The sequence below is a fragment of the Kitasatospora sp. NPDC114501 genome (assembly GCF_055633695.1).
Window position 1 is genome coordinate 672,492 of record NZ_JBVKDS010000001.1, and the last position, 14,278, is coordinate 686,769.

Sequence of the window (14,278 nt, forward strand, 5' to 3'; positions counted from 1 at the left end):
GGGTCCTCGGTCAGTTGGGGCTGAAGGACTGGCGGGTGAGGTCGACGGCGGGCAGCGAGGGCAGCCAGCTGAGGACGGCGGTCTCGCGGCGCAGCAGGTCGAGTTCGGCGCGCAGCCGCTGGGCGTTGTCCGGGCAGGCGAGCAGCCGCTGCTTGACCGGGGTCTCGAACACCGAGGCGGCGGCGACCAGGTAGGAGAGCACCTGGGGGTCGTCCGGGAGTTCCTGGTGGCCGACGGTGCTGGCCTCGCGGGCGCCGGCCAGGCGCTTCTGGTAGACCCGGAACGCCCGCTCGACCTCGGAGGCCAGCGCGCCCGCGCCCTCGCCGGGGAGCTCGTCGATCGGCTCGGTCTCGCCGGTCAGGTACGGGCCGGAGACGTCCACCGAGCGCAGCCGGAACCGGGTGGTGCCGGTGACCAGCAGCTCGTAGCGTCCGTCCGGCTGGTGCTGGACGGACGCGACGTCGGCGACGCAGCCGACCGGGAAGAGCGCCTCCAGGGGGTCCCCGGTGACCGTGCCGAGGCCGTCCAGCGGACCGGCCGGGCCCTCCTCGGGCCGGACCGGGGCGACCTCCCGGCCGTCCTTGATCGCGAGCACGCCGAACCGCCGGGGGGTGTCCTCGGACTGTTCGAGCAGATCGGCGACGAGACGGCGGTAGCGCTCCTCGAAGACGTTCAGGGGCAGCACCAGGCCCGGGTAGAGCACGGTGTTCAGCGGGAAGAGCGGCAGCCGTTCTGTCACGGCGGACAGCGTAGTTCCCCGGGCCCGGCGGTTGTCGCCCGCCCGCAACGATCGACGCCGTCCGCGCTGCGGCACCCGTGTGGCGCCGCTATCCGCGTTGCAGCATCCGCGTGGCGCCGGCGACGACCGTGGAGGCGAGCAGCCAGCCGATCACGACCAGCCCGGCGGAGATCCACTGGGTGAGGCCGCCGGGGTTCCAGCCGCCCTGGTTGAGGTCCACGATCGGCAGCAGCTGGTTGAGGGTGTACAGCACCGGGTTCCAGTGCGGGCGCTCGTCGGCCTTGAGCGGTTGCAGCGGGTGGGTGGCGAACCAGAGGCTGCCGAGGATCCAGGCGAGCAGCAGCCACAGGCCCGCCCGGCCGGGCCGGTAGCCGTAGCCGACGGTGGCGTCCTGGACCGCGCCCCAGACCCGGGCCGGCAGCGGCAGGGTGCGGCGGCGCCGGCGCTGCTTGGCGTAGAGCACCTCGCGGGCGTCGTCGTCGGCGCCGTCGCGGCGCAGGGCGGCGGCGAGCTGCTCGTAGGACTCCGGCTGGAAGTCCACCGAGGAGCCCTCCAGCCAGGCGATCCGCTGCTGGACGGTGAAGGCCCTGATCGGGCGCAGGTTCTCGTAGACGAAGCCGGTGAGCCGCAGGTGCCTGCCGAGCGGCCAGGCGTCCGGGTCGTCGACCAGGTTGCCGACCCGGGCGCGGGAGAGCGAGACCGTGCCGGTGGGGCGGAACTTGCAGGAGAAGCGCAGCTCGGGGGTCTGGATGCGGCTCAGCGCGAGCTCGTCGTCACCCTCCAGGTGGAATTCGCCGGAGATCAGGCAGGCGGCTTCGAAGCGGGAGTCGGACAGCCGGACCCGGCCGAAGGCGCGGAACGGGGTGACGGGGCCGTCGGGCGGCGGGACCTGGCCGTAGCCGGAGCCGTAGTAGCCGCGGGAGCCGGTCCAGCCGCCGTCGGCGGAGCCGGTCAGGTAGAGGGTGTGGCCGACGCTGACGCGGACGGCGTTGAAGCAGATGCGGTTCTTCTCCGGGACGGCGCGCAGCTGGGCGCCGCGCAGCGAGAGCCGGCCGCCTATCCGGGCCGTGCGGATGCTCAACTCGCCGTCCGTCTCCAGGCGTTCGGCCTCGAAGTCCTGGTTGACGGTGATCCCGTCGGCGGACACGGCGCGGGCGTAGCGGTCGCCGCCGACCACCGACTGGTTGAGCAGCAGGTCGGTGCCGATCCTGGCGTCGGTGAGCCGGATGCCGTCGGGGACGCGGCAGCGGGCCAGGTGGAGGTCGCCGGTGGTGGAGAGCCGGGAGGCCTCCAGCCGGGGGATCAGGCAGCCCACGAAGCGCAGCGTCGAGGCCGCGGCCTCGGAGATCAGGATCTTCTGGTCGAAGCGGCAGTCGTGGACCTCGACGTAGCGGTCGATGGTGGCTCCGGCCAGCTTGAGCGCGCCGGTCACCCGCACGCCGCTGAGCCGCAGCGAGGCGACCTTGCCGGGCGCGGGTCCGGGGCCGGCCAGCAGCAGGTGGGCGAGCACCTCGGCGCGGACGGTGCGCTCGGGGCCCCAGACGGCGTCGCCGAAGGCGTCGTCGGCCCCCGCCTCGCCCGTCCGCAGGTCCAGGACGTCACCCTGGCGGTAGGCCTCCCAGAGCCTCTGCTCGGCCCCGTTCCAGCCCTCCGGAGCATGCTCCGCCATGGTTTCCCCCGCCCCCCGGTCGTCTCGCCTTTCGTATCACGGACTGAAATGCGGGGCCAGCGGTTCCGGCCACTCCTTACACTGGGTGGCGTGATCTCTCGAATCGACCTCCGCGGCTCGCTGGACGACCCGCGTGACCTGCTGCCCCGTGCCGAGTTCGACGTGGCGGCCGCCCTGGAGAAGGTGCGGCCGATCGCCGAGGACGTACGCCATCGCGGGGTCGCGGCGCTGATCGAGATCACCGAACGCTTCGACGGCGTCCGGCTGGAGTCGACCCGGGTCCCGGCCGAGCAGCTGACCGCGGCGTTGGAGACGCTGGACCCGAAGGTCCGGGCCGCCCTGGAGGAGTCGATCCGCCGGGCCCGCGCCGTGCACGCGGACCAGCGCCGCACCGGGCACACCACCCAGGTGGTGCCGGGCGGCACGGTCACCCAGCGCTGGGTGCCGGTCGAGCGGGTCGGCCTGTACGTGCCGGGCGGGCTGGCGGTCTACCCGTCCTCCGTGGTGATGAACGTGGTGCCGGCCCAGGAGGCGGGCGTCCGGGGCATCGCGGTCTCCTCGCCGCCGCAGAGGGAGTTCGGGGGCCGGGTCCACCCGACCATCCTGGCGGCCTGCGCCCTGCTCGGCGTGGACGAGGTCTACTCCGTCGGCGGCGCCCAGGCGGTCGCGATGTTCGCCCTCGGCACCGAGGAGTGCGAGCCGGTCGACATGGTGACCGGCCCCGGCAACATCTACGTGGCCGCCGCCAAGCGCTACTTCGCCGGCCGGATCGGCATCGACTCCGAGGCCGGCCCGACCGAGATCGCCGTCCTCGCCGACGACAGCGCCCTGCCGTCCGACGTCGCCGCGGACCTGATCAGCCAGGCCGAGCACGGCCCGACCTCCGGCTCCGTGCTGGTCACCGACTCCCCGGCGCTGGCCGACGCGGTCGAGGCCGAGCTGGCCGAGCAGGTCGCCAGGACCAAGCACGCCGAGCGGGTCGCCGAGGCCCTGGGCGGCCGGCAGTCCGGCATCATCCTGGTCGACGACCTGGAGCAGGGCCTCGCCGTGGTCAACGCGTACGCCGCCGAGCACCTGGAGATCCAGACCCGCGACCCGCACGCGGTCGCGGCGAAGGTCGTCAACGCCGGCGCGATCTTCATCGGCCGCTGGACCCCGGTCTCGCTGGGCGACTACGCGGCCGGCTCCAACCACGTGCTGCCGACCGGCGGCTGCGCCTGCCACTCCTCCGGGCTGTCGGTGCAGACCTTCCTGCGCGGCGTCCAGGTCGTCGAGTACGACCGGGACGCGCTGGCGGGCGTCGCCGCGCACGTCGTCACCCTCGCGAACGCGGAGGACCTGCCGGGGCACGGGGACGCGATCAGGGCCCGCTTCGACTGGACGGTGCCGGGCTCGTGACTCCTGAGACCTCTGAGACTCCTGTGGCTCCGGCTCCGGCTCCGGCTCCGGCTCCCGCGACCGGGACCCCCGCGATCCGTATCGACGACCTCCCCGTCCGGGACGAGCTGCGCGGCCAGTCCCCCTACGGCGCGCCGCAGCTGGACGTGCCCGTCCAGCTGAACACCAACGAGAACCCGTACCCGCTGCCCGAGGAGCTGGTGGCCCGGATCGCCGAGCGCGTCGCCGAGGCCGCCCGCGGGCTGAACCGCTACCCCGACCGGGACGCGGTCGAGCTGCGCGAGGGCCTCGCCGCGTACCTGGGCAGGACCACCGGCTTCCCGGTCCGGCGCGCGCAGGTGTGGGCGGCCAACGGCTCCAACGAGGTGCTCCAGCAGCTGCTGCAGACCTTCGGCGGCCCCGGCCGCAGCGCGCTCGGCTTCGAGCCCTCGTACTCGATGCACGCGCTGATCTCCCGGGGCACCGGCACCGCCTGGATCTCCGGCCCGCGCAACGACGACTTCACCATCGACGTGGACGCCGCCGTCGCCGCCATCGCGGAGCACCGGCCGAACGTGGTCTTCGTCTGCTCGCCCAACAACCCGACCGGCACCGCCGCGGACGCCGACACCGTGCTGCGGCTGTACGGGGCCGCGCAGGCCGCCCGGCCCAGTCTGGTGGTGGTGGACGAGGCGTACGTCGAGTTCTCGCACCGCCCCTCGCTGCTGCCGCTGATCGAGGGCCGGCCCAACCTGGTGGTCAGCCGCACCATGTCCAAGGCCTTCGGCGCGGCCGGGCTGCGCCTGGGCTACCTGGCCGCCGACCCGGCCGTGGTGGACGCGGTGCAGCTGGTGCGCCTGCCGTACCACCTGTCGGCCGTCACCCAGGCCACCGCGCTGGCCTGCCTGGAGCACACCGACACCCTGCTCGGGTACGTCGGGCGGCTCAAGGAGGAGCGCGACCGGCTGGTCGGCGCGCTGCGCGGGATGGGCCTGGAGGTCACCGACTCGGACGCCAACTTCGTCCAGTTCGGCCGCTTCGCCGACACCCACGCGGTGTGGCGGGCGATCCTCGACCAGGGCGTCCTGGTCCGCGACAACGGCGTCCCCGGGTGGCTGCGCGTCACCGCCGGCACGCCCGCCGAGAACGACGCCTTCCTGGACGCCGTCCGCACAGTGATCAAGGAGCTGTAACCCCCATGTCCCGCATCGGACGCGTCGAGCGCACCACCAAGGAGACCTCGGTCCTGGTCGAGATAGACCTCGACGGCACCGGGAGGACCGACATCTCCACGGGTGTCGGCTTCTACGACCACATGCTCGACCAGCTCGGCCGGCACGGCCTGTTCGACCTCACCGTCAAGACCGACGGCGACCTGCACATCGACACCCACCACACCATCGAGGACACCGCCCTCGCGCTCGGCGCCGCCTTCAAGCAGGCGCTCGGCGACAAGGTGGGCATCTACCGCTTCGGCAACTGCACGGTGCCGCTGGACGAGTCGCTCGCCCAGGTCACCGTGGACCTCTCCGGCCGGCCGTACCTGGTGCACACCGAGCCCGAGGGCATCGCGCCGATGATCGGCTCGTACGACACCACGATGACCCGGCACATCCTGGAGTCCTTCGTGGCCCAGGCGCAGATCGCGCTGCACGTCCACGTGCCGTACGGGCGCAACGCGCACCACATCGTGGAATGCCAGTTCAAGGCGCTGGCCCGGGCGCTGCGCTACGCCGCCGAGCGCGACCCGCGCGCGGCCGGAATCCTTCCGTCGACCAAGGGTGCGCTGTGAGCAACACCGCGATGATCCTCATCTTCGTCGGCCTCTTCCTGGCCGGCGGAGTCATCTCCTTCTGGAAGCAGAAGCACTCGAAGAGCGTCATCCTGGTGCTCGCCTTCGGCTCCGTGATGTGCCTGGCCTCCGGCCTCCTGCGCCTGTAGACCCGCTTGGCCCCGTAGAGAGACTGGACACCTGAACATGGGCAAGAACGTCGTCGTCCTCGACTACGGCTCCGGCAACCTCCGCTCGGCGCAGCGCGCCCTGGAGCGGACCGGCGCGGACGTCACGGTCAGCTCCGACTACGACACCGCGATGGCCGCGGACGGCCTGCTCGTCCCCGGCGTGGGCGCCTTCGAGGCCTGCATGCGCGGGCTCAAGTCTGTCCGCGGCGACTGGATCATCGGCCGCCGGCTCGCCGGGGGCCGACCGGTCATGGGCATCTGCGTCGGCATGCAGATCCTCTTCGAGAAGGGGGTCGAGCACGGCGTGGAGACGGCCGGCTGCGACGAGTGGCCGGGCACCGTGGAGCCGCTGGAGGCCCCCGTCGTCCCGCACATGGGCTGGAACACCGTGGACGCGCCCGAGGGCAGCCGGATGTTCGCCGGCCTCGACCCGGAGACCCGCTTCTACTTCGTGCACTCCTACGGGGTGCGGCACTGGGAGCTGGAGGTCCACAGCGCGCGGATCAACCCGCCGCTGGTCACCTGGGCCACCCACGGGCAGCCGTTCGTCGCGGCCGTCGAGAACGGCCCGCTGTGGGCCACCCAGTTCCACCCCGAGAAGTCCGGCGACGCCGGCGCCGCCCTGTTGACCAACTGGGTCGACACCCTCTGACCGTCTGAGAGTTGATCTGATGAGCCTCGAACTGCTGCCCGCCGTCGACGTCCGGGACGGTCAGGCCGTCCGCCTGGTCAAGGGCGCCTCCGGCACCGAGACCTCCTTCGGCGAGCCGCTGGCCGCCGCCCTCGCCTGGCAGAACGCCGGCGCCGAGTGGCTGCACCTGGTCGACCTGGACGCCGCCTTCGGCACCGGCTCCAACTACGAGCTGCTGCGCGAGGTCACCGGACAGCTGGACGTCAAGGTCGAGCTGTCCGGCGGCATCCGCGACGACGAGTCGCTCGCCCGCGCGCTCGCCACCGGCTGCACCCGGGTCAACCTCGGCACCGCCGCCCTGGAGGCCCCCGAGTGGGTCGCCAAGGCGATCGCCGAGCACGGCGACCGGATCGCCGTCGGCCTCGACGTCGTCGGCACCACCCTGCGCGGCCGCGGCTGGACCCGCGACGGCGGCCAGCTCTTCGACGTGCTGGAGCGCCTCAACCGGGAGGGCTGCGCCCGCTACGTCGTCACCGACGTCAACCGGGACGGCACCCTGACCGGCCCCAACCTCCAGCTGCTGCGCGACGTCTGCGCCGCGACGGACCGGCCCGTGGTCGCCTCCGGCGGCGTCTCCTCGCTCGACGACCTGCGCGCCATCGCCACGCTGGTCGGCGAGGGTGTCGAGGGCGCCATCGTGGGCAAGGCACTCTACGAGCAGAAGTTCACCCTCGAAGAGGCCCTGGAGGCGGTTTCAGGATGACGGACGGTCGGATCGTACGTGGCAGGGTCGGCGGATTCTCCCCCTGGGAGGACGAGTTCGGCTACTCCCGGGCGGTCGCCGCGGGCGACCACGTGCACGTGGCCGGCTCCACCGCCTGGGTGGACGGCCGGATCGAGCACGAGGGCGATCCGTACCGGCAGACCCTCGCCGCGTTCGGCGTCGGGCTCAAGGCCCTGGCCGCGTACGGTCTGACCACCGACGACGTGGTCCGCACCCGGATGTACATCACCCACGTCCGCGACGCCGAGGAGGTGGGCCGCGCCCACCGCGAACTCTTCGACGCCGCACGCCCGGTGGCCACCATGGTGGTGGTCGAGGGACTGATCGACTCCCGGATGATGGTCGAGATCGAGCTCGACGCGTACCGATCCGGGCTGGCAAAGACCCTGGAAGCCCAGGGACCCCTGGAAGGCGAACAGCCGTGACCCTCGCAGTACGTGTCATCCCCTGCCTCGACGTGGACGCCGGGCGGGTGGTCAAGGGCGTCAACTTCCAGAACCTGCGCGACGCCGGCGACCCGGTCGAGATGGCCAAGCTCTACGACGCCGAGGGCGCCGACGAGCTGACCTTCCTCGACATCACCGCCTCCTCCGGCGACCGGGAGACCACCTACGACGTGGTCCGCCGGACCGCCGAGCAGGTCTTCATCCCGCTGACGGTGGGCGGCGGCATCCGCGCCGTCGACGACGTCGACAAGCTGCTGCGGGCCGGCGCCGACAAGGTCGGCGTCAACACCGCGGCGATCGCCCGGCCGGAGCTGGTCCGGGAGATCGCCCAGCGGTTCGGGCGGCAGGTGCTGGTGCTGTCGGTGGACGCCCGGCGCTGCCCCGCCGGTGTCGAGACCGCGTCCGGATTCGAGGTCACCACCCACGGCGGGCGCCGGGGCACCGGGCTCGACGCCGTCGAATGGGCGGGCCGCGCCGCCGAGTTGGGGGCCGGCGAGATCCTGCTCAACTCGATGGACGCGGACGGCACCAAGGACGGCTACGACCTGGACATGATCCGGGCCGTGCGCGAGGCCGTCTCGGTGCCGGTGATCGCCTCCGGCGGGGCGGGCAAGCTCGCGGACTTCGCGCCGGCCGTCGAGGCGGGCGCGGACGCGGTGTTGGCGGCCAGCGTGTTCCACTTCGGGGACCTGCGGATCGGCGAGGTCAAGGGCGCGCTGCGGGAGGCCGGGCACCCGGTGCGGTGATCGGTCCGTAGTTCCGGTCCGGACGTTCCGTCCGGACGTCCTGTACGTGGGAGGGCCCGTCGCACCGGTGTGCAGCGGGCCCTCGTCGTGTGCTCAGGACTCCCGGGGCTCACGACTCCCGGGGCTCGCCCTTGATCAGGGCGAAGGGGGCGCCGTTCGGGTCCGCCAGCCAGGCGAGGCGCCCGACGTTCTCCACGTCCGAGGCCGGCATCAGCACTGTGCCGCCGGCCGCCGTCGCCCTGGCGATCACCCCGTCGACGTCCTCGGTGGCGAAGTAGGGCGTCCAGGCGGGCGGCTGCTCGGGGGACATGGTCGGGGCGATGCCGCCGAAGCTGGTGGCCTGCTGGTCGCCCTCGGCGGTGGAGACCACCCGGTAGTTCATGCCCGGCGACGGCTCGAAGTTCTCCACCCGCCAGCCGAACAGCTGCCGGTAGAAGGTGAAGGCGCCGTCCTGGTCGGAGGTGTGCAGCTCGGCCCAGACCAGCGCGCCCTCGTCGGAGACGAGGTCCAGCCCCTTGGTGTTGCCGGACTGCCAGATCGCGAACCGGGCGCCCTGCGGGTCCGAGAACTGGGCCAGCCGGCCCTCCTGCATGACGTCCATGGGCTCGACCAGGACCTTGCCGCCGGCCTGCTGGACGGCGTTGGCGGTGGCGTCCGCGTCCGCGCTGCGGAAGTACGTCGTCCAGGTGGACGGGTCCCCCTCGTTGAGCGAACCGATCGCGCCGACGGTCCTGCCGTTCAGCTGGACGAACCCGTAGCCGCCGGTCCCCGGGACCTCCTGGAAGGTCCAGCCGAACACCTGGTCGTAGAACGCGGCGCTGGCGGGGATGTCCGGGCTGCCCAGGTCGATCCAGCAGGGCGAGCCGATGGGGAAGTCGGTGGTGATCATGCCGGTGGCCCTTCGACGGAGAGTGGCCGGGACGGTTTCCGTCGGGCGCGCGCACGCCCCCTCCCGGCCACCTGCGAGTCTGCACCCGGGCACCGACATCCGCAGCCGGAGAGCCGCCCGGCAGTGGGGCGCCGCAGCTGTCGGGCGCGCTACTCCGAGGGCAGCGGCAGGACGTGGCGCAGGGCCTCGACGGCGTCCGGGGCGCCGTCGACGGTGAGGGTGGTCCGTTCCCCGCGGCCGTAGGCGAACAGGACGAGCTCGGCGGGCTCGCCGGTGAGGCGGACGGTGGCGGCGCCCGCGGGGCCGACGGTGATGGAACGGCCGTCGGGGTGGGTGAGGGACAGCCGGACGGGGGAGCGCCGGCCGGCCTCCAGCCGGGCGATGAGCGGGAGGCGCCGCCAGAGGGCCTCGGCCCGGCCGGGCGGAACGGGCTGCGCGGTCCAGTCCTCGGCCGCGCGCAGGACGTCCTCGGCGTGGACGAAGTACTCGACGGTGTTCGCCGCCTCGTCGGCGCCGGGCAGGGCGAACGGGGAGTAGACCGGCGGCCCGGCCCGGAACAGCCGCACCAGCTCCTCGTACGGCCGCTCCGCGTACCCGTCCTGCACCCGCCGCGTCCACCCGGCCAGCGCCCCGACCCGGATCCCGGCCGCCGCGTCGGGGCGGCGCTCACGGACCACCAGGTGGGCGGCGAGGTCCCGGGTGGTCCAACCGGCGCAGAGCGTGGGGGCGTCCGGCCCGGCGGCGGTCAGGAGTCGGGCGAGCCGGTGGCGTTCGGCGAGGGCGTGGTTCGACATGACGTCAGCCTAGGGGCTCGGTCCCGCACCCGCCGAAGGCGGCGGCGAAGCCGGCGCAGAGCAGGTGGACGCTTCGTGCGAACTTCTCGTCCTGGCTCAGGCGGGGCATCAACGGGCCCATGACCAGGGGGAACCGTTCGCGCAGTTCGGCGTAGCGCTCGGCGGTGACGGCCGGCGGCGCCGCCGGCTGGTTCTGCTCCTGGAGGACGAAGCCGGTGACGTGGCTGAGCAGGGTGTCGGCGGCGACGCCGCAGTGGTCGGCGGGCAGACCGGCGTCGAGGAGGGTGCGCAGCAGGCGTTCCATCAGGGAGAGGGCGCCGGTGCTGAGCATGCCGGGGCTCTCGGCGAGGAGTTGGGCGCCGCCGGGGTGCTGCTTGATGCTCAGCCGCAGGGCGGTGGCCTGGGTCCGGATGCGGTCCTGCCAGGTGGCGGTGGCCGGGAGGGCGTCCAGGGCCTCGGTGCCGGCGTCGTACGCCCGGCGGCAGACCCGGTCGGCCATCAGGGCGAGCAGCTCGTCCTTGCCGCGTACGTGGTAGTAGAGGCTGCCCGCGCGGGCGTTGAGGCGCTCGGCGACCTGGCGCATGGACAGGTTCTGGTAACCGACCTCGGCGAAGACGGCCATGCCCGCGTCGACGATGCGGTCCTTGGTGAGCTTCATGGATTCACCGTACCGCGTTTTCAAACACCGTTCGAAAGTTGTGCTAGCTTTGCGCCAGCAAGTTTTCGAACGGTGTTGGAAGCAGCACCGGAACCGGGGGGAGGGGCCAGACGTGGAGGCGATCGTCTTCAACGTGACCACGGCCGCGCTGATGGTCATGATGGTCAACTGCGGGCTCGGCGTGGTGGGTCGCGACACCCTGCGCGGACGGCCGCTGCCGTGGGCGGCGATCGCCCTGACCGCGCTGGCCGTCGGCGGCGTGCTGCTCCAGCTCGTCTGGTCCGGTGCGATGGACGCCCTCGACGGCGACCCGTCGAAGTCCGGCTGGTGGCGCGAGTTCACCTCGGTGTTCATGCAGAACGGCGGCCTCTTCGGCGGCCTGTGGAACCTCGTCAGCCTCGCCGCCGTCGCCGCGCTGGCCCAGTGGTACTGGGGCGGCCCGCTCACCCTCGGCTTCTTCCTCGCCGGCATCCTGCTGCCCGGCCGCATCGACACCCTGCTCGGCTTCGGCGGCGGCCCCAGCACCGACCCGCGCAACTTCGCCGGCAGCTCCGGCGCCACCTACTTCCTCGGCGCCTCCCTCGCCCTCGCCTTCCTCACCCGCACCCGCCTCCCCAAGGAGATCGCCCTGGCGGCCGGCGTCCCCGCCCTGGGCCTCGCGATGTGGCTCGCCCAGGAGAACGGCCACGGACTGGTGTCCGTCTACGGCTTCGTCCTCGCCGCGGCGGTGTGGGCGGTCCGCCGCCGGCTGCGCCGCCCGGCCTCCGACCGCGCGGCCTGACCCACGGCGCCACGGCGGCCGTCTCCCGTGGTCCATGGCAGGGCCGACTGCGGTGCGGGTTCTCGGAATGCCGAGAACCCGCACTGAAATCCCGTCCATCTGAACAGCTTCTGTTCTTCTCGGGACGTGCCCGGTGGCGCCGCTCCACGTCCGGGCGGCCGCCCGTTGGGGGCGAGTTCGGCGAAGCGGCTGTCAGGTGGGGGTCGGGTGGGCCATCCTCGTGGCCATGACCTCCGAGCAGCCGCCGCCCGCAGGCGGGTCCAGCCCGTCCCGGGGCCTGGTCCTCACCGTTGCCGCCGTGCTGGTCGTCCTGCTCGCGGTGGTGGCCACCGCGGTGCTGTGGCCGGACGACGAGAAGCCCGCCGCCGCGCCGCCGCCCACCCCCACGGCAACGGTCACCCCGACGCCGACACCCACCCCGACGCCCACGCCGCAGCCGCCGTACGCCTTCTTCCCGGTCGGCGCCTGCTTCGACCACCCGCAGCTGAGCCCGGTGATCACCAAGCCGGAGGAGCGCCCCTGCGCCGGCGACCACGACGGTGAGGTGATCGCCGACCTCAAGCTGGCCGACGGCATCACCGGCGACATCCCGCTCGCCCTCGCCATGCGGGACGGCTGCAAGGAGGCCGAAGCCGCCGCCAAGGCCCGCCAGGGTGACGGAAAGACGTACTACGGCCGTCAGTTCGGCCCGGCGATGGCCAACTACCAGCAGGGCTGGCGCGACTACACCTGCACCCTGACCGCCGGCAACAAGCAGGGCGCCCCCAAGCTCACCGGGCAGCTGCACCCGTAAGGACCCCGGTGGCGCCCGGTACGGGGCGGTGCCACCCCACCGGGGTGGTGGGGCGGGCTGACACAATGGGGTCCATGTCCACGACACCCGCCACTCCCGGCAGCACCGCCCTCGCGCCCGAGATCGCCGCGCGGCTCAAGCGCACCGAGGACGGGCTGCTCCCGGCCATCGCCCAGCAGTACGACACCGGCGAGGTGCTGATGCTGGGATGGATGGACGACGAGGCGCTGCACCGCACCCTCACCACGGGCCGCTGCACCTACTGGAGCCGCAGCCGCCGTGAGTACTGGGTGAAGGGCGACACCTCGGGCCACGTCCAGGCGGTCAAGTCGGTGGCCCTGGACTGCGACGGCGACACCCTGCTGGTCAAGGTCGACCAGAGCGGCGCGGCCTGCCACACCGGCGACCGCACCTGCTTCGACGCCGACGTGCTCCCACTGTCCTGATCCCACCCCGTCCACAACTCCAGAAGGTGCCGCCCGTCATGGATCTCGAAGCCTTCCGCAAGCTCGCCGTCGACACCCGGGTCATCCCGGTCACCCGCAGGCTCCTCGCGGACGGCCTCACCCCGATCGGCCTCTACCGCAGCCTCGCCGAGGAGCGGCCCGGCACCTTCCTGCTGGAGTCCGCCGAGCAGGGCCGCAGCTGGTCGCGCTACTCCTTCGTCGGGGTGCGCAGCGCCGCCGCGCTCACCGTCGGCCCGGACGGCGGGGCCCGCTGGCTCGGCACCCCGCCGGTCGGCATCCCCACCACCGGCGACCCGCTGGAGGTGCTGCGCGCCGCCCTCCAGGCGCTGCACACCCCGCGGCAGGAGGACGACGGCCTGCCCCCGCTCACCGGCGGCCTGGTCGGCTACCTCGGCTACGACATCGTCCGCCGGCTGGAGAAGCTGCCCGACCTCAACCCGGACGACCTGGGCCTGCCCGAGCTGACCATGCTGCTCGCCACCGACCTCGCCGTGCTCGACCACGTCGACGGCACGGTGCTGCTGATCGCCAACGCCGTCAACCACAACGACCTGGCCAGCGGCGTGGACGAGGCCTGGGCGGACGCGGTGGCCCGGCTGGACGCGATGGAGGCCGAGCTGTTCAAGCCGGTCGACCCGGGCCTGGCCACCTTCTCCCCGGCCGGCCCCGGCGAGGTGCACTCGCCGTTCGGCGGCGAGCCGTACCGGGCCGCGGTGGAGGAGATCAAGGAGCGGATCCGGGCCGGCGAGGCCTTCCAGGTGGTGCCCTCGCAGCGCTTCGAGGCGCCCTGCCCGGCCTCGGCGCTGGACGTCTACCGGGTGCTGCGCACCACCAACCCCAGCCCGTACATGTACCTGTTCCGCTTCCCCGGGCCGGACGGCGGCGCCGAGGGCGGCTTCGACGTGGTCGGCTCCAGCCCGGAGGCCCTGGTCAAGGTGACCGGGGGCGAGGCGATGCTGCACCCGATCGCCGGCACCCGGCACCGGGGCGCCACCCCGCACGAGGACGCGGAGCTGGCCGCCGAGCTGCTCGCCGACCCCAAGGAGCGGGCCGAGCACCTGATGCTGGTGGACCTGGGCCGCAACGACCTCGGCCGGGTCTGCGAGCCGGGCAGCGTCGAGGTGGTCGACTTCATGCAGATCGAGCGCTACAGCCACGTGATGCACATCGTGTCGACGGTGACCGGCAGGGTCGCGCCCGGGCGCACCGCCTTCGACGTGCTGACCGCCTGCTTCCCGGCCGGCACCCTCTCCGGCGCGCCCAAGCCCCGGGCGATGCGGATCATCGAGGAGCTGGAGCCCACCCGGCGCGGCCTGTACGGCGGCTGCGTCGGCTACCTGGACTTCGCCGGGGACTCGGACACCGCGATCGCCATCCGCACCGCGGTGCTGCGCGACGGCACCGCGTACGTGCAGGCCGGCGCGGGCGTGGTGGCCGACTCCGACCCGCACGGCGAGGACACCGAGTGCCGCAACAAGGCGGCCGCCGTGCTGCGGGCCGTCGCCACCGCCAATACGCTGCGGAGGCCGGAACTGTCCTGAG

17 protein-coding genes are annotated in these 14,278 nt (G+C 73.1%); 12 read left to right on the top strand and 5 right to left on the bottom strand.

Features of this window, described 5'->3' with window-relative positions; all coding sequences use genetic code 11:
• Positions 1 to 10: 10 nt before the first annotated feature.
• A complete protein-coding gene (locus tag ACZ7RU_RS03110) occupies positions 11 to 739 on the bottom strand; it encodes an LON peptidase substrate-binding domain-containing protein (RefSeq protein ID WP_470339208.1) in 729 nt (242 codons plus the stop codon).
• Between the two features lie 88 nt (positions 740 to 827).
• Complete coding sequence (locus tag ACZ7RU_RS03115) at positions 828 to 2,408, bottom strand: oxidoreductase (protein ID WP_470339209.1); 1,581 nt, start codon at positions 2,406 to 2,408, stop codon at positions 828 to 830.
• A gap of 90 nt (positions 2,409 to 2,498) precedes the next feature.
• Between ACZ7RU_RS03115 and hisD the strand changes: the two genes are divergently transcribed.
• The 8 genes from hisD to hisF are packed head-to-tail and all read left to right on the top strand — an operon-like array spanning position 2,499 to position 8,354.
• The gene (gene hisD, locus ACZ7RU_RS03120) at positions 2,499 to 3,806 is read left to right on the top strand and encodes a histidinol dehydrogenase (RefSeq protein WP_470339210.1); all 1,308 of its coding nucleotides are present in this window, start codon (positions 2,499 to 2,501) and stop codon (positions 3,804 to 3,806) included.
• 23 nt (positions 3,807 to 3,829) lie between these two features.
• Positions 3,830 to 4,978 carry a histidinol-phosphate transaminase gene (locus ACZ7RU_RS03125; protein ID WP_470339211.1) on the top strand — a complete coding sequence of 383 codons (1,149 nt, stop codon included), beginning with the start codon at positions 3,830 to 3,832 and terminating at the stop codon, positions 4,976 to 4,978.
• A 5-nt stretch (positions 4,979 to 4,983) separates the two neighbouring features.
• Positions 4,984 to 5,577, top strand: a complete 594-nt coding sequence (gene hisB, locus ACZ7RU_RS03130; protein WP_049650368.1) for an imidazoleglycerol-phosphate dehydratase HisB — start codon at positions 4,984 to 4,986, stop codon at positions 5,575 to 5,577.
• Entirely contained in the window at positions 5,574 to 5,726 is a 153-nt protein-coding gene (locus ACZ7RU_RS03135) for a hypothetical protein (protein WP_359908297.1), read from the top strand. Before hisB ends, ACZ7RU_RS03135 begins: the two co-directional genes overlap by 4 nt.
• A gap of 37 nt (positions 5,727 to 5,763) precedes the next feature.
• The gene (gene hisH / locus ACZ7RU_RS03140) at positions 5,764 to 6,399 is read left to right on the top strand and encodes an imidazole glycerol phosphate synthase subunit HisH (protein WP_470339212.1); all 636 of its coding nucleotides are present in this window, start codon (positions 5,764 to 5,766) and stop codon (positions 6,397 to 6,399) included.
• 16 nt (positions 6,400 to 6,415) lie between these two features.
• Positions 6,416 to 7,141: a bifunctional 1-(5-phosphoribosyl)-5-((5-phosphoribosylamino)methylideneamino)imidazole-4-carboxamide isomerase/phosphoribosylanthranilate isomerase PriA gene (gene priA / locus ACZ7RU_RS03145; RefSeq protein WP_387749303.1), complete on the top strand. Its 726-nt coding sequence runs from the start codon at positions 6,416 to 6,418 to the stop codon at positions 7,139 to 7,141.
• Positions 7,138 to 7,587 (top strand): RidA family protein, encoded by a 450-nt coding sequence (locus ACZ7RU_RS03150; protein ID WP_387749040.1) that lies wholly within the window; start codon positions 7,138 to 7,140, stop codon positions 7,585 to 7,587. Before priA ends, ACZ7RU_RS03150 begins: the two co-directional genes overlap by 4 nt.
• A complete protein-coding gene (hisF, locus tag ACZ7RU_RS03155; RefSeq protein WP_470339213.1) occupies positions 7,584 to 8,354 on the top strand; it encodes an imidazole glycerol phosphate synthase subunit HisF in 771 nt (256 codons plus the stop codon). Before ACZ7RU_RS03150 ends, hisF begins: the two co-directional genes overlap by 4 nt.
• A 109-nt stretch (positions 8,355 to 8,463) precedes the next feature.
• On the opposite strand, the gene ACZ7RU_RS03160 is transcribed toward hisF, so the two are convergent.
• From ACZ7RU_RS03160 to ACZ7RU_RS03170, 3 genes are all read right to left on the bottom strand, one after another.
• Entirely contained in the window at positions 8,464 to 9,243 is a 780-nt protein-coding gene (locus ACZ7RU_RS03160; RefSeq protein ID WP_470339214.1) for a VOC family protein, read from the bottom strand.
• A gap of 149 nt (positions 9,244 to 9,392) precedes the next feature.
• Positions 9,393 to 10,037 carry a TIGR03085 family metal-binding protein gene (locus ACZ7RU_RS03165; protein WP_470339215.1) on the bottom strand — a complete coding sequence of 215 codons (645 nt, stop codon included), beginning with the start codon at positions 10,035 to 10,037 and terminating at the stop codon, positions 9,393 to 9,395.
• Between the two features lie 4 nt (positions 10,038 to 10,041).
• Entirely contained in the window at positions 10,042 to 10,695 is a 654-nt protein-coding gene (locus tag ACZ7RU_RS03170) for a TetR/AcrR family transcriptional regulator (protein ID WP_401106954.1), read from the bottom strand.
• 112 nt (positions 10,696 to 10,807) lie between these two features.
• Here ACZ7RU_RS03170 and ACZ7RU_RS03175 point away from each other — a divergent pair, with 112 nt between their 5' ends.
• From ACZ7RU_RS03175 to ACZ7RU_RS03190, 4 genes are all read left to right on the top strand, one after another.
• Positions 10,808 to 11,476, top strand: coding sequence for a hypothetical protein (locus ACZ7RU_RS03175; protein WP_470339216.1), 669 nt, complete (start codon positions 10,808 to 10,810; stop codon positions 11,474 to 11,476).
• A gap of 226 nt (positions 11,477 to 11,702) precedes the next feature.
• Positions 11,703 to 12,269 (top strand): hypothetical protein, encoded by a 567-nt coding sequence (locus tag ACZ7RU_RS03180; protein ID WP_470339217.1) that lies wholly within the window; start codon positions 11,703 to 11,705, stop codon positions 12,267 to 12,269.
• Between the two features lie 74 nt (positions 12,270 to 12,343).
• Complete coding sequence (gene hisI, locus ACZ7RU_RS03185) at positions 12,344 to 12,715, top strand: phosphoribosyl-AMP cyclohydrolase (protein ID WP_387749058.1); 372 nt, start codon at positions 12,344 to 12,346, stop codon at positions 12,713 to 12,715.
• A gap of 38 nt (positions 12,716 to 12,753) precedes the next feature.
• Positions 12,754 to 14,277 (top strand): anthranilate synthase component I, encoded by a 1,524-nt coding sequence (locus tag ACZ7RU_RS03190; RefSeq protein WP_470339218.1) that lies wholly within the window; start codon positions 12,754 to 12,756, stop codon positions 14,275 to 14,277.
• Position 14,278: the final 1 nt, after the last annotated feature.